The 23,471-nt window shown below is 58.8% G+C and carries 17 protein-coding genes and 1 tRNA gene; 10 read left to right on the plus strand and 8 right to left on the minus strand.

Annotation, left to right across the window (positions count from 1 at the left end; translation table 11 throughout):
- Positions 1-313: 313 nt before the first annotated feature.
- The 4 genes from WA845_RS06830 to WA845_RS06845 all read left to right on the plus strand — a co-directional run bounded on the left by WA845_RS06830 (position 314) and on the right by WA845_RS06845 (position 6,703).
- Positions 314-766: a GatB/YqeY domain-containing protein gene (locus tag WA845_RS06830; RefSeq protein ID WP_112554041.1), complete on the plus strand. Its 453-nt coding sequence runs from the start codon at positions 314-316 to the stop codon at positions 764-766.
- Between the two features lie 391 nt (positions 767-1,157).
- The gene (gene dnaG / locus WA845_RS06835; protein ID WP_045531976.1) at positions 1,158-3,143 is read left to right on the plus strand and encodes a DNA primase; all 1,986 of its coding nucleotides are present in this window, start codon (positions 1,158-1,160) and stop codon (positions 3,141-3,143) included.
- A 393-nt stretch (positions 3,144-3,536) separates the two neighbouring features.
- A complete protein-coding gene (gene rpoD, locus WA845_RS06840) occupies positions 3,537-5,591 on the plus strand; it encodes an RNA polymerase sigma factor RpoD (RefSeq protein WP_004442883.1) in 2,055 nt (684 codons plus the stop codon).
- A 194-nt stretch (positions 5,592-5,785) separates the two neighbouring features.
- The gene (locus WA845_RS06845; RefSeq protein WP_004442882.1) at positions 5,786-6,703 is read left to right on the plus strand and encodes a DUF930 domain-containing protein; all 918 of its coding nucleotides are present in this window, start codon (positions 5,786-5,788) and stop codon (positions 6,701-6,703) included.
- 78 nt (positions 6,704-6,781) lie between these two features.
- Here the strand turns inward: WA845_RS06845 and WA845_RS06850 are convergent, their stop codons facing one another.
- Entirely contained in the window at positions 6,782-9,334 is a 2,553-nt protein-coding gene (locus WA845_RS06850) for an HWE histidine kinase domain-containing protein (RefSeq protein ID WP_112554040.1), read from the minus strand.
- A gap of 253 nt (positions 9,335-9,587) precedes the next feature.
- Here WA845_RS06850 and WA845_RS06855 point away from each other — a divergent pair, with 253 nt between their 5' ends.
- Together WA845_RS06855 and WA845_RS06860 are read left to right on the plus strand one after the other, a co-directional pair.
- Complete coding sequence (locus WA845_RS06855; protein WP_045531971.1) at positions 9,588-10,010, plus strand: secondary thiamine-phosphate synthase enzyme YjbQ; 423 nt, start codon at positions 9,588-9,590, stop codon at positions 10,008-10,010.
- A 150-nt stretch (positions 10,011-10,160) separates the two neighbouring features.
- Positions 10,161-10,496: a hypothetical protein gene (locus WA845_RS06860; protein WP_004442876.1), complete on the plus strand. Its 336-nt coding sequence runs from the start codon at positions 10,161-10,163 to the stop codon at positions 10,494-10,496.
- Between the two features lie 155 nt (positions 10,497-10,651).
- On the opposite strand, the gene WA845_RS06865 is transcribed toward WA845_RS06860, so the two are convergent.
- On the minus strand, positions 10,652-11,395 hold the full coding sequence (locus WA845_RS06865; RefSeq protein ID WP_004442875.1) for an SIMPL domain-containing protein: 744 nt from the start codon (positions 11,393-11,395) through the stop codon (positions 10,652-10,654).
- Positions 11,396-11,573: 178 nt separating this feature from the next.
- Between WA845_RS06865 and WA845_RS06870 the strand changes: the two genes are divergently transcribed.
- Positions 11,574-11,649, plus strand: a tRNA-Ile gene (locus WA845_RS06870).
- Positions 11,650-11,826: 177 nt separating this feature from the next.
- Here the strand turns inward: WA845_RS06870 and WA845_RS06875 are convergent.
- Positions 11,827-12,192, minus strand: coding sequence for a hypothetical protein (locus tag WA845_RS06875; protein ID WP_006699675.1), 366 nt, complete (start codon positions 12,190-12,192; stop codon positions 11,827-11,829).
- A 211-nt stretch (positions 12,193-12,403) separates the two neighbouring features.
- Positions 12,404-13,036 (minus strand): outer membrane protein, encoded by a 633-nt coding sequence (locus WA845_RS06880; protein WP_022556638.1) that lies wholly within the window; start codon positions 13,034-13,036, stop codon positions 12,404-12,406.
- A gap of 436 nt (positions 13,037-13,472) precedes the next feature.
- On the opposite strand from WA845_RS06880, the gene WA845_RS06885 reads away from it, so the two are divergent.
- Both WA845_RS06885 and WA845_RS06890 read left to right on the plus strand, forming a co-directional pair.
- Positions 13,473-13,925: a hypothetical protein gene (locus WA845_RS06885; protein ID WP_112553951.1), complete on the plus strand. Its 453-nt coding sequence runs from the start codon at positions 13,473-13,475 to the stop codon at positions 13,923-13,925.
- A 198-nt stretch (positions 13,926-14,123) separates the two neighbouring features.
- A complete protein-coding gene (locus WA845_RS06890; protein WP_112554333.1) occupies positions 14,124-14,684 on the plus strand; it encodes a dual specificity protein phosphatase family protein in 561 nt (186 codons plus the stop codon).
- A 130-nt stretch (positions 14,685-14,814) separates the two neighbouring features.
- On the opposite strand, the gene WA845_RS06895 is transcribed toward WA845_RS06890, so the two are convergent.
- Positions 14,815-16,074, minus strand: coding sequence for an AGE family epimerase/isomerase (locus WA845_RS06895; protein WP_162719142.1), 1,260 nt, complete (start codon positions 16,072-16,074; stop codon positions 14,815-14,817).
- Positions 16,075-16,253: 179 nt separating this feature from the next.
- Between WA845_RS06895 and metH the strand changes: the two genes are divergently transcribed.
- Positions 16,254-20,027, plus strand: coding sequence for a methionine synthase (gene metH, locus WA845_RS06900; RefSeq protein WP_112553947.1), 3,774 nt, complete (start codon positions 16,254-16,256; stop codon positions 20,025-20,027).
- Positions 20,028-20,096: 69 nt separating this feature from the next.
- Here metH and WA845_RS06905 read toward each other — a convergent pair whose 3' ends face one another.
- The 3 genes from WA845_RS06905 to WA845_RS06915 form a co-directional block, all read right to left on the minus strand.
- The gene (locus WA845_RS06905; RefSeq protein ID WP_004442867.1) at positions 20,097-21,428 is read right to left on the minus strand and encodes an MFS transporter; all 1,332 of its coding nucleotides are present in this window, start codon (positions 21,426-21,428) and stop codon (positions 20,097-20,099) included.
- Between the two features lie 77 nt (positions 21,429-21,505).
- Positions 21,506-22,282, minus strand: a complete 777-nt coding sequence (locus WA845_RS06910) for an AAA family ATPase (RefSeq protein WP_112553945.1) — start codon at positions 22,280-22,282, stop codon at positions 21,506-21,508.
- A 58-nt stretch (positions 22,283-22,340) separates the two neighbouring features.
- Positions 22,341-23,384, minus strand: coding sequence for a zinc-dependent alcohol dehydrogenase family protein (locus WA845_RS06915; RefSeq protein WP_112554331.1), 1,044 nt, complete (start codon positions 23,382-23,384; stop codon positions 22,341-22,343).
- Positions 23,385-23,471: the final 87 nt, after the last annotated feature.

The following is a 23,471-nucleotide window of genomic DNA, read 5'->3' on the forward strand; positions in this document are numbered from 1 at the left end:
GCACCCCGCCTCTTGAAAGGCAGGGGGTAAGGGGCCATTTTTGTCGCAGGCTTCGTGACATAAAGGGGCGCGCGATAAAGCTCGCGTTCCGACCCTTCGTTAAAATCTCGTGCAGGTGCCGGAAAATAACGAAAGCAGCCCAAGCGGTCAACCGCAGGGCCAAGATTTACGTGGAATTAAACCGCCGTATTTTCAAGGTCTTATGCATTTGATTTGCTTGAGCGTGTCGGCTCGTTTATGTCGTTTCGAAAAATGAGGTGGAAAGTTTCCGTATCGAGAAGCTGCGGAAAGCGCTTTCCCAAGGAGAAGAAAAATGATGCGCGACACGTTCGCAAACGCTTTGAAGGACGCATTGAAGGCTCGTGATGCACGCCGCACCTCGACCGTGCGTCTCATCCAGACGGCCATCAAGGATCGCGATATCGCCAATCGCGGCGTGGGCAAGGACCCCGTCAGCGATGAAGATATCATGCAGATTCTGACCAAGATGGTGAAGCAGCGGGAAGAATCCGCCAGCATCTATGAAGGTGCGGGCCGTCCCGAACTTGCCGCTCAGGAGCGCGAAGAAATCGTCATCATCAAGGAATTCATGCCGGAAGAAATTCCGGCCGAGAAGGTGCGCGAACTTTGCCAGGCCGTCATCGCCGAAACCGGTGCTTCCGGCCTGCGTGACATGGGCAAATGCATGAATGCGCTGAAGGAACGTTATCCCGGTCAGATCGACTTTGCGAAAGCCTCGGGCGTCGTGAAGGAACTGCTGAAGTAAATTCGGCGTTGCGGGAAAAAGTAAAGGCAGGGCAGATGTGGGCTGCCCTGCCTTTTTCTGTCGACGAAACGGCATTCCGGCGGATCAGAATGCTCTCGAGCGCAGGCTTTTTCGGGGGACGTGCCTGCAGGGCGTCGGCAGATTGCTGTGATTTCGTTGCTTTGACTGTGGCTATGTTTTTACATCGCGCGGACGGACTGCTCAAATTACAAAAACATAATTTTTAGTGATGATGCAGTGCCACAAATTTGCCTGAAGCAGGCGCAAAGGGCTGTGCCAGCTTTTGCGCCACCCTGTGAATAACGGGTATTGTGGCTGTGAACTGGTTCATAGGGTTGGTGCTGGCGCCATTCTGCGCTTATATGAAAGACCGGCCTCGAACAGGTAACCCATGCGCTTTTCCAACTCTTTCCTTGATGAGATACGCGACCGCGTGAACATCTCCGATGTGATCGGCAGACGCGTGTCCTGGGACAAGAAGAAGACCAATGCGCCGCGGGGGGATTATTGGGCCTGCTGCCCGTTCCATGGCGAAAAAAGCCCGAGCTTTCACTGTGAGGACCGCAAAGGGCGGTATCATTGCTTTGGTTGCGGCGTTTCCGGCGATCATTTCCGCTTTCTGACCGAGCTTGAGGGCTTAAGTTTCCCGGAAGCCGTGCAGCAGATCGCCGATATGGCCGGCATTTCCATGCCGCAGCCCGATCCGCAGGCGGAGAAGCGGGAGCGTGAGCGCACCTCTCTGCAGGATGTCATGGAAATGGCGACGCTGTTCTTTCAGGATCAGCTGCAGACGGCGCTCGGCGCTCGGGCTCGGGCTTATCTGCGCGATCGCGGGTTGACCGGTCGTACCATCGAGACTTTTCGGCTGGGTTATGCGCCTGACAGTCGCAACGCGCTGAAGGAGCATCTGGCAAGCAAGGGTGTGTCGAAGGAGCAGATGGAAGCCTGCGGGCTGGTGGTCCATGAAAACGTGCCGGTCTCCTATGACCGTTTTCGCGACCGCATCATGTTCCCGATCCTGTCCTCGCGGGAAAAGGTGATTGCCTTCGGCGGCCGCGCCATGGCTTCGGATGCGGTGGCGAAATATCTCAATTCCAACGAGACCGAGCTCTTTCACAAGGGCAATGTTCTCTATAATTTCGCCCGTGCACGTCGGGCCTCACAGGCGGCGGGCGGCACGGTCATTGCAGTCGAAGGGTATATGGATGTCATTGCGCTTTATCAGGCGGGCGTCGAAAATGCCGTCGCACCGCTCGGCACTGCCTTGACCGAAAGCCAGCTCGATCTGCTCTGGAAGATGTCGCCGCAGCCGATCCTCTGCTTCGATGGCGACGGCGCCGGCATTCGCGCCGCCAACCGTGCCGCTGATCTCGCCTTGCCACATATCAAGCCGGATCGCTCCGTCAGCTTCGCGCTTCTGCCCGACGGCAAGGATCCGGATGATCTCGTGCGTCTGGAGGGTAGGGCGCCTTTCGACCGCGTTCTTTCCGAGGCAAAGCCGCTGGCCGCGATGATCTGGAGCCGCGAGACCTCAGGCGTTACTTTCGATACGCCGGAAAAGCGTGCCCAGCTTGAGAGCCGCCTGCGGCAGATCGTGGCCGTTATCGGTGACGAGACGGTGCGGCGCTTCTATCAACAGGACATGCGTGACAGGCTGAATGCCTTCTTCCAGCCGCGCTTTCAGGCAGGCGGGCAGCAAGGTGGCAATTTCCGCCGCAATGGCGCACAGGCGCCGGGGCGTGGCTTTCAGCGTAACGCACCGGGCCGGGGTGGGGCTATGGCGACACCTGCCAGCAGTATTTCGGAACGGTTGGCGCAATCCGGCCTCGTCAGGGGTTATCAGACCAAGCCGTCGCTTCGGGAAAGCGTTCTGGCCATCACCATCGTCAACCATCCCGAACTGCTTCTCGAGGAATATGACGAGATCGCCGCGATCGACTATGAGAACCGTGACCTGCAACGCCTGTGGTCTACGGTTCTGACCTACGCGGCCGAAAATGCGGCTGCGATATCGCGGGCGGGGCTGATCGAGCGCCTGTCGCAGCAGGGCTTCGACGTACTGCTGAAAACCATGGATCAGCAGGTGCGCAATGCCCGTCTGTGGACGGCGACCGGCGAGGCGGCGATGGAGGATGCACGGGAAGGTTACGTGCAGGCGCTTTCCCTGCACAAAAGGACAAAGTCGCTCCTCTGGCAGAAAAAGGAGCTCGAGCGCGAAATTGCCGAGGCGACGGATGATGAGCGCGGCACCCTTCTGGTGCGCGCGCTTGCCGAGGTTCAGCTGGAGATCGGCCGAATGGAAAATCAGGAGGCCATCATCGATGGTTTCGGGGTCATGTCCGGCCGGGTGAAGGGACCGGCCGTCGGTCATGGATGATGGTCGCGGCAAGAATTGAAAGGTGTGTGGGGTTGCCTTTTGCGGCAGGCGTCCTAAATAGGGGATAGTCTGGTGATAATTCGCAAAATGCGGCTCTTTTTAAGAATTTCCGTGGCTGTCTCGCCTTCAAAGGCTTGACGGGGCGGGAAATAGCGGGAATCACCAATTCAGGAAAAGTAAGGTGGAATGAGCCTTGGCGGATAGAAATTGCATGAGCAAGCATTTCCGGGTGCACTGTCCTTGCATTCTGCCTGAGGCTGCCGTGGTTAATCGGCAATTAAAGATCACTCCGTTAGGTGTCTGACAGTGATTCGCGGCAATGCGCCGGATGCTCAAGGGGCGGACGGCGATGCGGCGGAACAGGTGTTAGCGTCAGGGAAAGCGACGAGATAGATGGCAACCAAAGTCAAAGAAAACGAAGAAGCAGAAAACGAACGCGACGGTGCGACGGACGGCCCGCTTCTCGACCTTTCGGATGACGCGGTCAAGAAAATGATCAAGGCCGCCAAGAAGCGCGGCTATGTGACGATGGACGAGCTGAATTCCGTCCTGCCGTCCGAAGAGGTGACCTCCGAGCAGATCGAAGACACGATGGCGATGCTGTCCGACATGGGCATCAACGTGATCGAGGACGAGGATGCCGAGGAAGCCGCCGGTGGCGATGACGACGGCGATTCCGACGGTGACGATTCCGAGGGTGGCGAACTTGCGCCTTCCAGCGGCACCGCGCTTGCGACCGCCAAGAAGAAAGAACCAACCGACCGCACCGACGACCCCGTGCGCATGTATCTGCGCGAGATGGGTTCTGTCGAGCTTCTGTCGCGCGAAGGCGAAATCGCCATCGCAAAGCGCATCGAGGCTGGCCGCGAGACGATGATTTCGGGCCTGTGCGAAAGCCCGCTGACGTTCCAGGCGCTGATCATCTGGCGCGACGAACTCAACGAAGGCACCACGCTGCTGCGCGAGATCATCGATCTCGAAACGACCTATTCCGGCCCGGAAGCCAAGGCTGCGCCGCAGTTCCAGAGCCCGGAAAAGATCGAGGCCGACCGCAAGGCCGCCGAAGAAAAGGAAAAGACCCGCAAGCTGCGTGCTCCGACCGGTGACGAGGATGTCACCGATGTTGGTGGTGACGGCCTGCCGCCGGAAGAGGAAGAAGAGGACGACGACGAGTCCAATCTTTCCCTTGCCGCGATGGAAGCCGAACTGCGTCCGCAGGTCATGGAAACGCTCGACACCATTGCCGACACCTACAAGAAGCTGCGCAAGCTTCAGGATCAGCAGGTGGAAGCGCGTCTGGCCTGCACCGGTACGCTCTCTTCCGGCCAGGAGCGCCGTTACAAGGAATTGAAGGATCAGCTGATCACGGCCGTGAAGTCGCTTTCGCTGAACCAGAACCGCATCGACAGCCTTGTCGAGCAGCTCTACGACATTTCCAAGCGTCTGATGCAGAACGAAGGCCGGCTGCTGCGCCTTGCCGAATCCTATGGCGTCAAGCGCGACAGCTTCCTCGAGCAGTATCACGGTGCGGAACTCGATCCGAACTGGATGAAGTCGATCGCCAATCTGGCCGCCCGCGGCTGGAAGGAATTCGCGCGCGAAGAAAGCAACACGATCCGGGAAATCCGCCAGGAGATCCAGAACCTCTCCACGGAAACCGGCATTTCCATCGCCGAATTCCGTCGCATCGTTTCGATGGTGCAGAAGGGTGAGCGCGAAGCGCGCATCGCCAAGAAGGAGATGGTCGAGGCCAACCTGCGTCTCGTGATCTCGATTGCGAAGAAGTATACGAACCGTGGTCTGCAGTTCCTCGATCTCATTCAGGAAGGCAATATCGGCCTGATGAAGGCGGTGGACAAGTTTGAATACCGTCGCGGTTACAAGTTCTCGACCTATGCGACATGGTGGATCAGACAGGCGATCACCCGCTCGATTGCTGACCAGGCCCGCACGATCCGTATTCCGGTGCACATGATCGAAACGATCAACAAGATCGTTCGCACCTCGCGCCAGATGCTGCACGAGATTGGCCGCGAGCCGACCCCGGAAGAACTAGCCGAAAAGCTGGCCATGCCGCTGGAAAAGGTGCGCAAGGTTCTGAAGATCGCCAAGGAGCCGATCTCGCTCGAAACCCCCGTGGGTGACGAAGAGGATTCGCATCTCGGTGACTTCATCGAGGACAAGAACGCGCTGCTGCCGATCGACGCCGCCATTCAGGCGAACCTGCGTGAAACGACCACCCGCGTATTGGCCTCGCTGACACCGCGTGAGGAACGTGTTCTGCGCATGCGCTTCGGCATCGGCATGAACACGGACCATACGCTGGAAGAGGTCGGCCAGCAGTTCTCGGTTACGCGAGAACGTATTCGCCAGATCGAGGCGAAGGCGCTGCGCAAGCTGAAGCACCCAAGCCGCTCGAGAAAGCTCCGCAGCTTCCTCGACAGCTAAGCTTTTGCTTCCTTTAAAATTGAACCCGGTCAGTCAGCTCTGGCCGGGTTTTTTGTTTTCCGCACTGGCGAACTCTGCGACAAGCCCTATGTGTGAGGCAGGCGATCCGCTTCCGCTGGATATGTCCGGGTTCGATTTGGTTCAGTAAGATGCAACAGGTTTCGGCAGGAAGGTGGCGGTGGAAGGGATGGGCTATGCCCGTCTCCGTTCTTCTGCATCTTGTCGTCGTGGCGATTTTCCTTTTCGAATTGCCGGAGCGTGTAGCCGAGCCGCAGGAACCGGAAAGCATCAGCGTCGATCTGGTGCCACCGCCTGAGGAAAAAAAGGCAGAAGAGGCCCCGCCGCCCGGTGAGGAGAAGGCGAAAGAGGAAAAACCGCAACCTCCGCCACCACCTCCCGCGCCACCGGCTGAAGAAGCGAAACCGGTGCCGCAACCGCAGGCGACGTTGCCTTCCATCGCCATGCGGCCGGAAGAGGCGCAGGCAGATCCTGAGGACAAGGCCGGCAAGACTGAAGAAGCGGAAAAGACACAGCCATCCGCAGAACCGCCGCGCGAGCCCGAGAAAGCGGCCGAGGAAAAGCCTGCGCCCGCCGCCGCCAACAGCGACCTCAAGGTTTCCGCCGAGCAGGGAGAGATCGCGGTTGCGCCGATGAAAGAAGAAGCGTCACCGGAGCAGCCGCCAGTACCGCAACCAAAGCCGCCTGAGGAAAAGCCTTCTGAGGCAAGGGAAAACAAGCCCGCGAAACTTCCTGCGGCTAAGAGTTTGCTTTCATCGGCTCTACTGACACCGGCGCAGAGACGGCAGATGTTTGGCGATCTACCGCCGCGGCGTCGTATCGTGCAGCTTTGCCAAGCGGAAGCACTGGCCCAAATAAGACAGGTTTACGCTGATACCCGCGGCATGTATGGCTTTTCCGACACGGGCGGACGTATATCGGGCAATGTTCTTGACGCGACTGGCGGCGCATTCAACGTCGGCGACGTCTGGCGCGATGTCACGTTTCAATGCGAGGTGGATGTCGATAACTATGCAGTGACGGCCTTCAGAATTAAGATGGGGGACGTCATCACGCCAGCTGAAGCAAGGAAACGGGGTTTCACCGGTCGGTAGCAGATCGGTCGCCGAATTAAAAAATGATCCGCCCTCCAAATGCACGGAAAACCTCGGTTGACGTTTGTCACTTGTCGCTCAAACGCGCTCCGTATCGCCCACCAAAACCCCGATCCCGGCCATCAGAGCATCCTCATCATAGGGCTTCCTGATAACCGGAACAGCGCCGAATTCATCCGGCACCATGCTGCCATCGGCGTAGCCGGTAGCGAACATGAACGGGATGCCACGGCGGTGAAGTTCCCGGGCGACGGGAATGGAGGTGTCCGAACCGAGATTGATGTCGAGAATTGCCACGTCAGGCACATAGCTTTTCAGCTTTTCAATTGCCATCGCAGACGAAGTCGCCGTTTCGATGGTTTTGATGCCGTTATCCTCGAGCATGTTTTCGACGTCCATGGCGATCAACATCTGATCTTCGACGAGTAATATTTTCAACGGCTCCTCCCGGTTATAGCGGCTGGATTGCCGCGCGGGCTCATTTTCTGTGGGTACTTCGACACTTTCGGTGGCCGACGAGACATGACGGAAGGGCAGCATAATTTCTGCCTCCAATCCATCGGGCAAATAGCGCAACGTACTGCGTCCGCCGAGATCGTAAGGAATGCTGCGGCTGATCAGCGCCGTGCCGAAGCCGGCGCGGGATGGCGTCGGCAGTTTGGTGGTCAGCACTTCCCGCCACTCGATTTCGCAATCGCGGTTTTCGTTGACCCACCAGCGCACATGCAATTGCCCACCGTTCTGCGAAAGCGCGCCGTATTTGGCGGCGTTCGTCGCCAGTTCGTGCAGAACGAGCGCCATGACGGAGAAGGCGCGCGAATCAAGTGTGACGTGGGGACCTTCGAGTTTCACCGTCGTTTCCGGGGAACGATGCGGCGACAATTCCGCGTCGAGAAGATCGCGCAGCGCGCCGCCGCCTTCGCCTCGGATGATCTGATCATGGGCAAAGGACAAGGCTTGAATACGGCCCTTCAGGGCAGCCACATATTCCTGCAGGGTCTTGCCTTCCTGTGAGGGATTGCCGACCAGCGATTTGATGATGGCGAGAACATTCTTGACGCGGTGGTTGAGCTCCTCGTTCAACATGCGCTGGCGCACTTCGGCGCGTTCCCTTTCGCCGGCCATTAGCTCGCTGTGATGGAAGGCGACCTCGACCAGCGCAATTCTGGCGGCTTCTGCTATTTCCCGGTCATCTTCCGACCAGGGCTGCGCCCTCTGATGCACCGTCTCTTTCCAGATCGCGAAACTCTTGCGTGGTGTGAGACGGTCCCCCATCGGGCCGGTTTCATAAGATTTTTCCGGATTGCCGGCCCAGTTCAGATTTTGCACGATCTCCTTGCGGAAAAACAGGAGATAGTCCTGTTTCACCTGAGAAAGTGGGATGGCGAGCATTCCAGCTGCCGTGTCGGCGTAGATTTCCGCCTCAGGTATCGCCTGCGACAGCGCATGGGTCGCCCAGACCCTGCCTTCCGAAGCCGAGGCGACGAAACGCGCGAGCCTTGGAATGGCGTCATGCGGTGGTGTTGCGCCATGGCCGTGCCAGTTGTTGTCTACCCAGAGGCCGACACCATCACACGGCATCAGATCGGCAAAATCCTGAAAACTGTCGATCAGCAGTTCTTCGATATTGGCGTGGTGCGCGGCTAGCCGCAGGAAGCGATCGAGCGCGGCATGGGCATGGTTGACGGTGTCCAGCCGACGTTTCTGCTTGAGGACCTGCAAATGCATGGAGAAGAATTCTCCAAACATTTCAGCGGCAATCCTCACCGGCATGGTCAGGACGCGCGGGGAATAATGGTGACAGGCGATCAGACCCCAGAGGGCGCCATCGACAATCACCGAAATCGACATGGAAGCGGCGACGCCCATATTGCGAAGATACTCGCAATGGATGGGAGAGACGCTGCGCAGATGCGCGAAAGAGAGGTCGAGCGGTTCGCCGGAGATATCGAGGGCTGGCAGCACGGGAATTCGTGTGCCGCTGGCATCAGAGATAATGCGGAGCGTGTTCTTGAGATAAAGCGTGCGGGCCTGCTGGGGTATGTCGCTGGCGGGGAAATATTGGCCGAGGAAGCTTTCCAGTTCCGGTTGCTTTGCTTCCGAGACGACCTTGCCGGCTCCATCTTCCTCAAAGCGGTAAATCATTACCCGGTCGTAGCCAAGCGTCGCCTTTACCAGCCTGGTCGTTCTGGAGATGAGGCTTTCCACGCTGTCCGCCTCGCGAATGCGATCCACCATCTTGCGTGCGGTGCCCAGGGGCTGGGTTTCGCTGCGGGACGGTTCGAATTCGATGATCGTGGTGGATTTGTAGCGGTGGAGCGAAATGTCGAAGCTTCGGCCGTCGCCCATTTCCGTTGCGGGCAACATGGCCGGGCGCGTTGTCCTCCCGGTTACAGTCAGCGCGTTGCGGAGGTTGTGTACGAGGTCCTTGCCCAGAACCTCTTCGGCGGTCCGGCCATTGATATCACCTTCCACACCCAGAATGTCGCAGCAATTTGCCGAATGCCGCAGCACCATGCGCAAAGCGTTATCGCAGGCGATGAGACAGCCGTGGGATTGAATATAGCCGGGGATATGGATGGGCTCGCGGTCGCAATTGGTCAGATCGACACGATAGTCAGTGGGTGCCATGAGAAAGTCTTTCGCACCCTGTGTCAGTCCTGCGCTGTAAATGCCGTGTTTGTCTATAGAAGGGATAGCCTGGATAATTCATTATGATATTGCCAACCCTTCCCCGTTTTATGCAACTGCAGTGGCGGTTTTCCGTTCTGCTGTCATGGGCTGTTATCGCCCTGTCGTCTTATACTTATCGCCATCGGATAGAATTTGACATGGTGCAACGTTCGCAGCGCCGATTTTGTTCCCGACTATTTGAAAGAAAAACGTGCCGCAAAAGAAAATAATCATCTCTACCCACGGGCAGGGCCTTTACGAGTTTACCTCTGAAGCAAAAGGCTTCGTAAATCAGGCCGGCGTAACGGAAGGCTTGCTGACAGTCTTTGTCCGGCACACGTCCTGTTCCCTGCTCATCCAGGAAAATGCCGATCCCGACGTCCGGCGCGATCTCACGGAGTTTTTCTCCCGTCTCGTCCCGCCTTCTAGCGATCCTTCCATGCGGTGGGTTGTCCACACCCTGGAGGGGCCCGACGACATGCCCGCCCACATCAAATCGGCGCTCACAATGGTTTCCATCGGCGTTCCCATCACGGATGGCAGGCTCGTGCTTGGCACCTGGCAGGGCCTTTATCTCTTCGAACATCGCGATCAGTCGCATCGGCGCGAAGTCGTGCTGCATATCTCGCCGTGATGTGCGGATCCTGATCGGGGTGTGCGCGTTAACCACCCTGAACGCCTGCTGAACATTCGGTTCTGCTGATATTCAGATGGACGAGTCTAGGGTCTCGTCAATCGCCGGGGGATGTTCCCCCGCCGTCAAAGAAACAAACGGAGTGAGTTCATGTTCAGCACCTTCGCAAAAGCCGGCCTGGCTGCCCTCATCGCCCTTGGTGGTATTTCCGTCACCGCTCCAGCTGCTTCGGCCGGCTCGGATGTACAGTTCCGAGTTCAGGTTCAGGATGGTTATGGTCATCGTCCCGGCTGGGGCCGCCCGGATCGCCCGCGCCGTGGCTGCTCGCCCTGGCTTGCGGAAGAAAAGGCAAGCCGCATGGGTCTTCGCCGCGCGCGTGTTGTTGATGTATCTCCGCGCCGCGTCGTCGTTGCAGGTTTTGACCGCCACGGCCGTGACCGCATCGTATTCGCCAATGAGCGCGGCTGCCCGGTAATCCGCCGCTAACGGCAGCGATCCTGATCGATCTGCCGGCATCCCCGTCCCGGCAGATGGACAAAACGCCCCTCGCTTCCTGAACGGTGGCGAGGGGCGTTTCATTTTATCTGTGCTATGGCGGAGGCCGAGCCGGTGCGGGCGACCCAAAAGCCGCCCCTTGCCGATTATTGCTCGAGCGCGAAGGTGACGTTGACCACAACGCTGTAGCTGTTTTCACCAGAGGCAATCGGGACACTGTCCGCTTCCTTCGCCATGGAGGCGCGCATCATGGCCTGCGGCACCGGCATCGGGCGCTGCGAGTTTTCGGTGATCTGGATGACACGGCCGAGCTTTACGCCAGCAGCTTCCGTCAGGGTCTTGGCCTTGGAAAGAGCGTCGGCCACGGCCTGTTTGCGAGCCTCGGTGACGGTGGCTTCAGGCTTGTCGTTGGTGAAGCTGATGTCTCCACCCTGGTTGATGCCGAGCTTGACGGATGTATCGAGGATCGCGCCGAGTTTCTTCAGGTCCCGCACCCGCACGGTCAGGCCGTTGGACACCTGGTAACCGGTGATTTCGGGAGCGACATAGACGCCGTCCTTTGGCTCATAATGCTTGTAGAGCGGCTGCACCGAGAAGTTGCTGGTCTGCAGGTCACGATCCTCGATCGCCGCCTCCTTCAGCGCCTTCAGAACATCGGCCAGCGCCTTTGAATTTTCCGAAAGAGCGGCCGCCGCGGTCTCTGCCTGCTTGACGACGCTGAACGACAGGATTGCCATATCAGGAGCGATGGCCGCCTGGCCTTCGCCGGAAACGCTGATTGTGGCTTCACGCGGGGTGGCCTCCTGCGCGAGCAACTGGCCGGAGAGCGGCATCATGGCTGCTGCTGTCATTGCGGTAAGTGCAAAAAGGCGGGCCGATTTTGTCTTCATGGTGTTTCCTCGTTGATTGAGTCCCTTGAACGGGTATTGCCTTAGATTGTGTAGCTAATACGGCGGCACTGTTTAGCGAAAGCATCAATGGCTTGTCGGGCTGTAAAAATTGCGTTAGAGCGTGACCACCGGATTCGAACCATTGCGAAACCGGTGTTTCGGATAGCGTTTTCCGAAGGGGCCTGTAGCTCAATGGTTAGAGCCGGCGGCTCATAACCGCTTGGTTGGGAGTTCGAGTCTCTCCAGGCCCACCATTTTTCTTTTTTAATCAGATGGTTGTTGATTTTCTGTGCTGATCGCAGGGGTGCTGTCGCGCCTCACGCAGTGTCGGTGAGAGCGCGTGGTGGGGATGAAAATCGTGTCCCGCAATCTCATTCGCTGAAAGCAGCCCGGCTTGCCATTTGAAGCAAACCGGGTCGCAGGATCGGACATCAGTTGCAGACCCGCATGCTTTCGGTGTGCCAGCCGCCGTCATAGGAATTCGGAACCCGCCGGTCTTCAAACCAGCAGCGCGGCGGCGGCGGTGGCGGTTCGTAATAACGGGGGCCGCTATTATTGGCGATGGCGCCGCCGATCAGGCCACCGATGACGCCTGCGGCGAGGCCTCCGGCAATGGCTGCGCCATCGTTGTGGCGACGGTGTTCGCGATAGGGCGGTGGCGGCGGGCCGCCACGGTCGTAACCGCGATCGTAACGCGGACGGTAGGGATAGTCCTGCGCGCCGGCGCTGCCATAGGATGCGAAGATGCTGCCAGTGGCAACAAGCGCGGCAATCGTGGAAAGAATTATCTTTTTCATCGGGCTACTCCATAAGCCTGCTTCGGGAGATAGAGGCTCATTATGCTCGCATGATGGCACGGAACTGCTGAACGGCTTGTGAATGTTTCATTTTTACGGAGTTCATATTGTTCCGTTTTTTCGCAGAGCGGATCGTAGCCTGCGCTGATCTTCTGCAACGAAAAAAGCCCGGCGGATGGCCGGGCTTCGGGTCTACAAAACTCGATTGTGATCAGAACTTCACGCCGAGGCCCACCTTGACGGTGTGCTGGTCAAGGTCGGTATTGATGCCAAATATGTCCTTGTCGCCGTAATCGTTGTAACGATATTCCAGCCTGCCAAAGACATTGTCGGTGAAGGCGTAATCCAGACCTGCGCCAACGGTGTAGCCGTTGAAGGTGGCGCTATCCTTGCCGGCGCCGGGGGTGTCGATGAAACCGCGTGTGGCGGTCCAGCCGGCGGTGCCATAAAGCAGGGCGCGATCGAAGGCATAACCAACGCGGCCACGAACGGACCCTTGCCAGTCGGTGCCGATATTCACACCCGCATAATCATTGTCATTCCAGTTATAGTCGACGTCACCCTCGATGCCGAGAACGAAATTATTGTCGAACTGGTAATTGTAACCGGCGAAGGCGCCGAGAATGCCGCCATCGAAATTATCCGAGCCTATGGGGGCACCGGCCGAAAAATCACCATTTGCCCAGCCCGCGCCACCTTGAATACCAAGATAAGGACCAGACCAGGTGAAGACCGGCAACGTTTCCTGTGCGACCGGGGGCGCCGGTGTTTCGTAGACGGCATCCGCGGCCATTGCGGTGCTGGCCGAAAGGGCCAGGAGCGACGTTACGATCAGCGTTTTCATCGTTTTCTCCCTGAGCTGACTGATATGTAGCATAGTTTAGTAACTTTTAATATGGGGTGGCTTTCGGCGGTGCCAAGGGGCGGCTTGTCGTCCCTGCCGGCTGGCCTACTGACCTCCATGCCGCGGCGTTTCGTTATGTCCCGCCATGCTGTTCTGATGCTGCGAACGTCTTCGGCGGCGTTTGGTTCCCTTCGCCGTTCTTTCTGAGGACGGCAATGCCAGCGCCACCTGTCACGCTTGGTTGTCTTGACACCGGGGGGAGCGCCCATAGAGTTGTGGCTGACGGCTGCGATGCCGGTACTTCGCGCCATATGCTAGAGGCTTGAGCCGCCGTCGAGATAATACCCAAACGACCGCCTCGCGCGGCCGTTTGTGGCTGGAAGGGCATGGGAGGGCAGAAACGTATGGAGCTTTATTTTAGCGGAGGAGGGGCGACGTGATTGTCGGAGCCGTTCTCAGCGCCATTCTTCTCCTCACCCTTATTGCATTTCCGCGGCATCTCAAACCGGTGGTCATTTGCCTGCTCCTGATATGGGCCGGCACGGCTGCCTTTGTCATTTACGACTGGCGTCGCAGCAGCCAGCGGTTGGAGCATATCGTTGCGACTGCCGGGTTCGAGGCCACCTGTCCGGATCCTGCACTGCCCATTCGCGTCAGCTTCCGCAATGATAACAATGTCGCGGTGCAGCGTCTGACCTACACGCTGGAGGGCTTCGAACCGGCCTTTCGAGCTTCCGTATCGTTCGATCCCTATCAGGTGAGCGAAAGGCGGATCGAAGCCGGGGAAACCTTCGCCGCCTGCCGGACATTTCGCCTGCGCAACAACGAGCGGGTGGAACCGCAAAGGCTGGAGTGGCGGGTTACCGTCATTTCCGCCGAATTTGATTGAAGAGATCACGCCGGTGCCGGCAATCACGGTATTTTGAGAATTTATGCTTGGGTCCAAAGGCCCTGCATTGCAACCGCTCCATGGGCCTGCCGTGCCCGGCTGCTTGCGAAGCGCACAGGCCGCCACGGGGCGTGACTTGTTTTCGCCGGTTTGCGGTGTCATCTGCCACACATTCGATTGATGTCGCGGGTTGATGTTTTGCGTATTTTTCTGAAGTTTTTGAAGATCACGGCCATTGGCCTCGTTGCCCTCCCGGTTTTGGCCGGCGCACATATGGGCATCGGCCAGCTGACGGGGAATTTTCACGAGGTCATCCCCGGCGAGCTTTATCGTTCGGCTCAGCCGAGTGGCAAGGACATCGCCGCTTACGCCAAGGCCTATGGCATCAAGACCATCATCAACCTGCGCGATGAAAAGCGTGAAGCCTGGTATGATACCGAAAGCAAGGCCGCGAAAAACAACGGCATCCGGCTGGTCGACTATCCGCTGAGCTCAAGCGAGAAAGTCTCGGTGGAAGATTCAGAAACGCTGGCGGCGGTGCTGCGCAACGCGGAAAAGCCTGTTCTCATCCATTGCGAACATGGGGCGAACCGCACCGGGCTTGCCTCTGCGATCTATGTTGCCGCCGTGGCAGGCAAGAGCGAGGCGGCCGCCGAGTTTCAACTTTCGCCCTATTACGGCCATGTGCCGATCCCCGGCATCGGGCGTTATGAAATGTATCAGTCCTGGGATGACTTCGAGGAAACAATCCGGTTTTGACTGTTGCTTTATCCTCGGCCCAATGCCGGGGATCTAACCGCGTTGCGTCCGGCCGATAGGCTGCAGATGCCCGGGACAAGCCCGAGCATGACAGTGGAGAAGTCTTCGAACGCCGTTGCGAACAACGCGCTTAATAAACCCCGCCGCTTTCCCCGATCACCCTTGTCAGGCTGCCCGTAGCCGGGAAAAGCGGGATGAGGCAGGCCTGGAGGGCGTGGTATATATCACCCTTGCCTGGGAACAGCGTGTGAGCGGGAACCAGATTTTCCGTCAGTTCCTCATGCCAGCCGCCATTTTCATGGTCGATGAAGCTGTTGGCGATCGTGCTCCAGATGCGGCGGTAGCTGTCTTCATAGAAAGGGTCCGCCGGCAGGTTTTCGTTGAGAAAATGGGCCGCACCCGCCGCTTCGCACATTGGCCACCAGAGCTTTGCCCGCTTGTCGGGAGTGTCGTTCCAGTCGAGCGTATAAAAGAAGCCGCCCTTTTCCCGATCCCAGCCAAGCGCCATGGACTGCACGAACAGCGATTTGGCGGCCACCGGCATCCAGTCGTGGCGGCGATCACCCAACACCCAAAGCTGGAGTAGGAGGCGCGCCCATTCCAGCCAATGGCCGGGGGTGGAGCCGGAGGGACGGAACATCTCGTTGCCGCGATAGTCCTTGTCGAGTGTCCAGTTGTCGTCGAAATGCTCCGGAACCCGGAAATCCAGTTCACCGGCGCGACGGCGGATGAGAAGATCGGCGATGCGTTCGGCCTTGCCGAGGTAGTTTTTGTCGCCGGTCACCTCATAGGAGGCCATCAACGCTTCGGTCAGATGCATATTGGAATTCTGGCCGCGATAATTATCGATGGGCGACCAGTCGCGGTTGAATTCCTCGGCGATCGCGCCGTGTTTTTCTTCCCAGAAACGGGTTTCCAGCACTTCGGTAATATCGGCCAGCATCTGGTCGGCGAGCGGGTGGCCGACGGTCTTGGCGGAGGAGGCGGCCAGAAGCACGAAGGCATGGCCGTAACCCTGCTTGGTGGCGTCCACGGGGCCGGCATCGTTAACCTGCCAGAAATAGCCGCGATGCTCGCTGTCGCGATGCCTGTTCCAGAGATAGGTCATGCCGTGGTCGACAATATCGCCACAGCCCGGACGGCCGAGCAGATGGCCGATGGAGAAGCAATGCACCATGCGCGCGGAGGCATGGATGCCGCGCACGGGATCGTTTGCCTGCAACGGCGCGCCCTTGACATCGAGATCGAAGAAGCCGCCGGCAGGATTGAGCGCCCGGTACTGGAAGAAGTCGAAAAGCCCCTCGGCCTGTTTTACCAGCCACTGGCGGTGCCAGGGCAGGGTATTCCAGTTTCGGCTGTTGTGATCGTCCTCAGACATCGCGTCCTCCATGCGGTTTGCTGCTTCGGCTTATATCCTTGCCGTATAAACCTGTCATCTGTCAGCGATATTTCGTAACGTGACGCAACGACGCAAAGCCATGCCTGTCCCTTGAAGATATATTGACATAAACATATCTTTATGTGACTTGACGACTTGCGATCTTGCAAATCGAAATGAGGAGTGTGCCCGTGTTTGACGATCTGTTTGGCCCTGAGGGGGCAAAGCGCGACGGCGCGGAAATTTTCAAGGCGCTGCGCGAAGCCGCCAGCGAGCGCATCCTCATTCTCGACGGCGCCATGGGCACGCAGATTCAGGGTCTCGGTTTTGACGAAGATCATTTTCGTGGTGACCGCTTCATCGGCTGCGCCTGTCACCAGAAAGGCAATAACGACCTTCTGATTCTGACCCAGCCGGACGCTATCGAAGACATCCACTATCGCTACGCCATGGCGGGTGCGGATATTCTCGAAACCAACACGTTTTCCTCGACCCGCATCGCGCAGGCCGATTACGAGATGGAAAATGCGGTCTATGACCTCAACCGCGAGGGTGCGCAGATCGTTCGCCGAGCCGCCCAGCGCGCCGAGCGGGAGGATGGCCGCCGCCGTTTTGTCGCTGGCGCCATAGGCCCCACCAACCGTACTGCCTCGATTTCGCCAGATGTCAACAATCCCGGTTACCGCGCCGTCAGCTTTGACGATCTGCGTATCGCCTATGGCGAGCAGATCGACGGCCTGATCGACGGCGGCGCCGATATCATCCTCATCGAGACGATCTTCGATACGCTGAACGCCAAGGCGGCGATCTTCGCCTGCGAGGAGCGTTTCGAGGCCAAGGGCATCCGCCTGCCGGTCATGATCTCGGGCACGATCACAGACCTATCCGGCCGCACGCTTTCCGGCCAGACGCCGTCTGCCTTCTGGAATTCGGTGCGCCACGCCAACCCCTTTACCATCGGCCTCAACTGTGCGCTCGGTGCGGATGCCATGCGTCCGCACCTGCAGGAGCTATCGGATGTCGCCGATACCTTCGTCTGCGCCTATCCGAATGCAGGCCTGCCGAACGAGTTCGGGCAATATGACGAAACGCCTGAGATGATGGCGCGTCAGGTGCAGGGTTTCGCCCGCGACGGCCTCGTGAACATCGTTGGCGGTTGCTGCGGCTCGACGCCGGAGCATATCCGGGCGATTGCCGAGGCGGTGAAGGATTACAAGCCGCGCCCGATCCCCGAGCACAAGCCCTTCATGTCGCTTTCGGGCCTTGAGCCCTTCGTGCTGACCAAGGACATTCCTTTCGTCAATGTCGGCGAGCGCACCAACGTTACCGGCTCGGCCAAGTTCCGCAAGCTTATCACCGCCGGTGATTACACGGCGGCGCTGGCCGTTGCCCGCGATCAGGTGGAAAACGGCGCGCAGATCATCGACATCAACATGGATGAAGGCCTGATCGATTCCGAAAAGGCGATGGTCGAGTTTTTGAACCTCATCGCTGCCGAGCCCGACATCGCCCGCGTGCCTGTCATGATCGACTCGTCGAAGTTCGAGATCATCGAGGCAGGTTTGAAATGCGTTCAGGGCAAGTCGATCGTCAATTCCATTTCGCTGAAGGAAGGCGAGGAGAAGTTTCTCCAGCAGGCGCGGCTCGTCCACAATTACGGCGCGGCAGTCGTTGTCATGGCCTTTGACGAGGTGGGGCAGGCGGATACCTATCAGCGCAAGGTGGAAATCTGCGCGCGGGCCTACAAGCTGCTGACCGAAAAGGCCGGCCTGGCGCCTGAGGACATCATCTTCGATCCGAACGTCTTTGCTGTCGCGACCGGTATCGAGGAGCACAATAATTACGGCGTTGATTTCATCGAGGCCACCAAGACCATCCGCGAAACCATGCCGCTTACGCATATTTCCGGTGGCGTTTCCAACCTTTCCTTCTCCTTCCGCGGCAATGAACCGGTGCGCGAGGCGATGCATGCCGTGTTCCTGTATCACGCCATCCAGGTTGGCATGGATATGGGCATCGTCAACGCCGGTCAGCTTGCGGTTTATGACAATATCGACCCGGAGCTTCGCGAGGCCTGCGAGGACGTGGTGCTGAACCGCCGCGATGACGCGACCGAACGCCTGCTGGAGGTCGCGGAGCGTTTCCGGGGCACGGGCGCCAAGGATACCAAGGTTCAGGATCTTTCCTGGCGTGAACTGCCCGTCGAGAAAAGGCTGGAGCACGCGCTGGTCAACGGCATCACCGACTATATCGAGGCCGATACGGAAGAGGCGCGCCAGAAGGCGGAGCGTCCGCTGCACGTCATCGAAGGGCCGCTGATGGCCGGCATGAACGTGGTGGGTGACCTCTTCGGTTCGGGCAAGATGTTCCTGCCGCAGGTGGTGAAATCCGCCCGCGTGATGAAGCAGGCCGTGGCGGTGCTTCTTCCTTACATGGAGGAAGAAAAGCGCCTGAAGGGCGGCGAAGAGAAGAAGGCGGCCGGCAAGGTGCTGATGGCGACCGTCAAGGGCGATGTGCACGATATCGGCAAGAACATCGTCGGTGTCGTTCTCGCCTGCAACAATTACGAGATCATCGATCTCGGCGTCATGGTGCCGACGACGAAAATCCTCGAAACGGCAATCGCCGAAAAGGTGGATGTGATCGGCCTTTCCGGCCTCATTACCCCGTCGCTGGACGAGATGGTGCATGTGGCCGCAGAAATGGAACGGCAGGGTTTCGACATCCCGCTGCTAATCGGTGGTGCGACGACGAGCCGTGTGCATACGGCGGTAAAAATTCATCCGCGGTATGAGCAGGGGCAGGCGATCTATGTGACTGACGCCTCGCGCGCCGTGGGCGTCGTGTCAGCACTGCTCTCCGCCGAGCAGAAGCCGGCTTATATCGAGGGTATTCGCAGCGAATATGCCAAGGTGGCAGAGGCTCACGCCCGCAACGAGCGTGAGAAGCAGCGCCTGCCGCTTTCCCGCGCCCGCGAGAATGCGCACAAGATTGAATGGTCGAGCTATAGCGCCGTCAAGCCGCAGTTCTTCGGCACAAAGGTATTCGAGACCTATGATCTGGAAGAGCTTTCTCGCTATATCGACTGGACGCCGTTTTTCCAGACCTGGGAATTGAAGGGCCGCTTCCCCGCGATTCTCGATGACGAAAAGCAGGGCGAGGCGGCGCGTCAGCTCTATAGCGATGCGCAGGCGATGCTGAAGAAGATCATTGAGGAGAACTGGTTCCGGCCGCGCGCGGTGATCGGCTTCTGGCCGGCTAATGCGGTGGGCGACGATATCAGGCTATTTACCGATGAGAGCCGTAAAGAAGAGCTGGCGACCTTCTTCACGCTGCGCCAGCAGCTTTCCAAGCGAGACGGACGTCCCAATGTGGCGCTGTCCGATTTCGTCGCGCCTGTCGATAGCGGTGTTGCCGATTATGTCGGCGGCTTCGTGGTAACGGCGGGTATCGAGGAGGTGGCGATTGCCGAGCGTTTCGAGCGGGCGAATGACGATTATTCGTCCATCCTCGTCAAGGCGCTGGCCGACCGTTTCGCGGAGGCCTTCGCCGAGCGCATGCATGAGCGGGTGCGTAAGGAGTTCTGGGGTTATGCACCGGATGAGGCTTTTGCCGGTGATGAGCTGATTGGCGAGGCCTATGCAGGTATCCGCCCGGCACCTGGTTATCCGGCCCAGCCCGACCATACCGAAAAGAAGACGCTGTTTGCCCTGCTCGACGCCACCAATGCGGCGGGCGTGGAATTGACGGAAAGCTACGCCATGTGGCCGGGCTCTTCCGTGTCGGGCATCTATATCGGCCACCCCGAAAGCTATTATTTCGGCGTTGCCAAGGTGGAGCGTGATCAGGTGCTGGATTATGCGCGCCGCAAGGATATGCCGGTTGAGGAAGTGGAGCGCTGGCTCGGCCCTGTGCTCAACTACGTGCCGACGAACGGCGAGGAGAAAATCGATAGCGCGGCCTGATGGTTCACGCATTGCCGGGACAAATAAAAAGCGCGGGTCTTGCCCGCGCTTTTTTGTTTACTGTGGAACCTATGACCGCAACGCCGCCAGTTCCTCAATGCCGACATGGCTCTCTATCTCGCTGCCGCGCAGATAGAGGTAGAGACCGATCGCGAAGGCGAGGACGGCGATGAAGACCAGATACCAGGCGTGGGCCATGGGGTTGATCGCAAGCGCCGTCGTCACGCCGATCGGCGTCAGCCCGCCAAAGACGGCATAAGAGACGTTGTAGGCGAAGGAGAGGCCGGAGAAACGGACGGATGCCGGGAACGCCCGCACCATGACATAGGGCACCGCACCGGCCATGCCGACCGAAAGGCCCATGACGCCGTAAAGCAAGAACATGGTCTGAAGCGAGGTGCCGGCGTAGCTGTAGAAGGTGAAGGTGGCGATGCCGAAGAAGATGCTGGCGCCCATGAAGAAGAGGCCGGAGCCGATACGGTCGATCAGCGCGCCGGCAATGATGACGCCGAAGATCAGGAACAGCGTGCCGAAGCTGGTGCCGGCGAGCGCCTGCGTTGGCGTATAGCCGTAGAGCTTTTGCAGGAAGGTCGCCGTCATCAGCGTGGTGACGACGATTGCCGCTGACAGAACCCAGGTCAGCAGGGCGGAGATGATCACGCCGCGCATATGGTGCTTCAGCACCAGCCCGAGCGGCAGCTTGTCCGTAAGTGACTTCGACTTCTTCATTTCCATGAAGATCGGCGTCTCTTCCAGCCAGCGGCGCAGATAAACGGCGATGAGGCCGAAAATGCCGCCGAGCAGGAAGGGGATGCGCCAGGCGTAACCGGCCACGTCTTCCGGCGTGAAAAGCGAATTGATGGCAAAGGCGATCAACGAGCCCAGCATGATGCCAAAGGAAAGACCGGAGGTGAGGAAACCACAGGCGAGGCCGACGCGGCGGAAGGGCACGTGTTCGGCAACGAAGGTCCAGGCGCCGGGCACTTCACCGCCGATGGCGGCACCCTGCAGCATGCGCAGGATGATGAGCAGGATGGGAGCGGCCACGCCAATGGTGGCGTAGGTCGGCATCAGTGCCATGCCCAGCGTGGAAAGAGCCATCAAGAGGATCGAGAAAGCGAAGACACGCTTGCGGCCGTAACGGTCGCCATAATGCGCCAGTACGATACCGCCCAGCGGCCGCACCAGATAACCGGCGGCAAAGATGCCGAAGGTCTGGATCATCACCAGCCAATCCGGCATCTCAGGCGGGAAGAACAGATGGCCGATCACGGTCGCGAAAAATACGAAAATGATGAAGTCGTAAAATTCGAGCGCACCGCCCAGGGCCGAAAGGCCGAGCGTTTTGTAATCCTGGCTATTGAGGGGCCGGGCTGCCGCCGGTGTGGTGGTGGGAGACATGAGGCTGCTTCTTTTCTAAATTTCGTATTACTTATGGGAATGCGGCAAGCGCAGCGCGATTTCAAGCCTTATGCTGTTCAATCACTCAGGTATTTCGATGGGCTGTCGAGAAAGCGCCGCAGGAAGATTATGGTCTCCAACTCGTCATAAAGACGTTCGGTGATGCCATCCTCGTCGAAATGATAAATCGTTGCCTCTGGAATGGCCAGAAGGACGGGCGAATGGGTGGCGATGATCAATTGCCCGCCTCGATCGGCCGCATGGCGGATGAGCGCGGCGAGTTCGAGCTGTTTCTGCATTGAAAGCGGGCTTTCCGGTTCATCCAGAAAATAAAGACCGGCACCGTGCAACCTCTGCTGCATGATGTCCATAAACCCTTCGCCGTGGGAACGGCGGTCGAGTATATTGTTCCTGACGATCCTGCGAAATGTCTCGGGCGTCTCCTCCGGAAAATCCTCGCCTTTTTTCAGTGCCTTATCCCGCTCCCAGCGAAAATCGTCCAGCGCTTCCTCATTCTGGCGGCGGATATAACCAAGCACGTCTTCGGCGCGCAGAAACATGCGGATTTTCGGATATTTCTTGCGGGCGAAATAGAACGACTTCGCCACGGTCTCGGCGTGCTGAAGGTAAAGGTCGCCGGTTACCTGACCGTGATTGCCGATGGCATAGGCAGTCATTCCCGCCGCCAGTCCTTCCAGCAGTGTTGATTTGCCCGAACCGTTATTGCCGGCGAAAAAGGTGATCGGCGTCTTGAACTCAAGACGTTGCAGATGGCGCAGCGCAGGGACGGAGAAGGGGTAGACGTCGCTTCCGTCGAGGTTCTCTTTTGTGGTTACGCTATCGAGAAACAGCATGTTTGGCTCCTCCTGACGGAAGACACTTAAACGGTCACCGTGTCAAAAGCCATTATCCCTATTCGAAACGGTCGATGATGCTGATGCCGCTTTCCCTGAAGCTGTCCATGGCGGGCAAGGCAGCTGCGGCCTCGGTCAGGGAGATGTGGCGGCCGATCAGCTTTTCTGGCGCGAGCCTGCCGCTTTCGATCATAGCCAGCATATCGTCGTAACGCCACGCCTGCATGCCGTGACTGCCGTAGATTTCCAGCTCGTGGGCGATCACCCGGGCCATAGGGATGGCGGGCATGGCGTGGTCTGCCAGCATGAGGCCCACCTGCACGTGACGGCCGCGCCGACGCAGATTGCTGATGGAGTTGCAGCAGGTTTGCGGGTGACCCAGCGCATCGACCGAAACATGTGCACCACCGCCAGTGATCTCGCGCACCGCTTCGGAGACGTCGGCCACGGACCGGCTGTTGATGGTGGCCGTTGCGCCGAGCTGACGGGCCATTTCGAGCTTGTCTTCGGCGATGTCGATGGCGACGACCTGCGCACCGAGGCCGGCGCCGATCATAATGGCAGACAGGCCGACGCCGCCGCAGCCATGCACCGCCAGCCATTCACCGCCCTTCAGGCGTCCCTGATCGGTCACTGCCCGGAAGGAGGTGGCAAACCGGCAGCCGAGGCCGGCCGCCGTTGCGTAGCTCATCGCATCGGGCAGATGCACGAGGTTCTGATCGGCGTAATCGATCGCGACATACTCGGCGAAGGAGCCCCAATGGGTGAAGCCGGGCTGGAACTGCGCCTCACAGACCTGCTGGTTGCCGGAGCGGCATTCGTGGCAGTGGCCGCAGCCTGAGACGAAGGGAACGGTAACGCGATCACCGGTTTTGAAACGGGTGACGTTCTTGCCGACAGCGGCAATCACCCCGGCGAATTCGTGGCCGGGAACATGCGGCAGGCGAATATCCGGGTCATGTCCCATCCAACCGTGCCAATCGCTTCGGCAAAGGCCGGTGGCCTTTACCTCGATGACCACACCGCCATCTGTCGGTTCCGGATCCGGCAGGGACGCGACAACGGGGGTCTCACCGAATCGTTCGTAATAAAGCGCGCGCATCATGGCCTCACATCGTTGGTATGCAGGTTTGAAGTCATACCTGCTCTACCATGTCCCGCAAATGGGCGAAGCGGTTTTGCGTCTGGA

This window comes from Agrobacterium sp. CMT1 (genome assembly GCF_037203725.1).
Lineage (GTDB): Bacteria > Pseudomonadota > Alphaproteobacteria > Rhizobiales > Rhizobiaceae > Agrobacterium > Agrobacterium pusense.

Bases quoted from the DNA above. Each gene is read 5' to 3' on its own strand.
- WA845_RS06910 (WP_112553945.1), bottom strand. From the start codon at position 22,282: ATGCTGTTTCTCGATAGCGTAACCACAAAAGAGAACCTCGACGGAAGC.
- WA845_RS06875 (WP_006699675.1), bottom strand. From the start codon at position 12,192: ATGAAAAAGATAATTCTTTCCACGATTGCCGCGCTTGTTGCCACTGGC.
- WA845_RS06895 (WP_162719142.1), bottom strand. From the start codon at position 16,074: ATGGAGGACGCGATGTCTGAGGACGATCACAACAGCCGAAACTGGAAT.
- WA845_RS06830 (WP_112554041.1), top strand. From the start codon at position 314: ATGATGCGCGACACGTTCGCAAACGCTTTGAAGGACGCATTGAAGGCT.
- WA845_RS06880 (WP_022556638.1), bottom strand. From the start codon at position 13,036: ATGAAAACGCTGATCGTAACGTCGCTCCTGGCCCTTTCGGCCAGCACC.
- WA845_RS06850 (WP_112554040.1), bottom strand. From the start codon at position 9,334: ATGGCACCCACTGACTATCGTGTCGATCTGACCAATTGCGACCGCGAG.
- WA845_RS06865 (WP_004442875.1), bottom strand. From the start codon at position 11,395: ATGAAGACAAAATCGGCCCGCCTTTTTGCACTTACCGCAATGACAGCA.
- WA845_RS06915 (WP_112554331.1), bottom strand. From the start codon at position 23,384: ATGCGCGCGCTTTATTACGAACGATTCGGTGAGACCCCCGTTGTCGCG.
- WA845_RS06860 (WP_004442876.1), top strand. From the start codon at position 10,161: ATGTTCAGCACCTTCGCAAAAGCCGGCCTGGCTGCCCTCATCGCCCTT.
- rpoD (WP_004442883.1), top strand. From the start codon at position 3,537: ATGGCAACCAAAGTCAAAGAAAACGAAGAAGCAGAAAACGAACGCGAC.
- dnaG (WP_045531976.1), top strand. From the start codon at position 1,158: ATGCGCTTTTCCAACTCTTTCCTTGATGAGATACGCGACCGCGTGAAC.
- WA845_RS06905 (WP_004442867.1), bottom strand. From the start codon at position 21,428: ATGTCTCCCACCACCACACCGGCGGCAGCCCGGCCCCTCAATAGCCAG.
- WA845_RS06845 (WP_004442882.1), top strand. From the start codon at position 5,786: ATGCCCGTCTCCGTTCTTCTGCATCTTGTCGTCGTGGCGATTTTCCTT.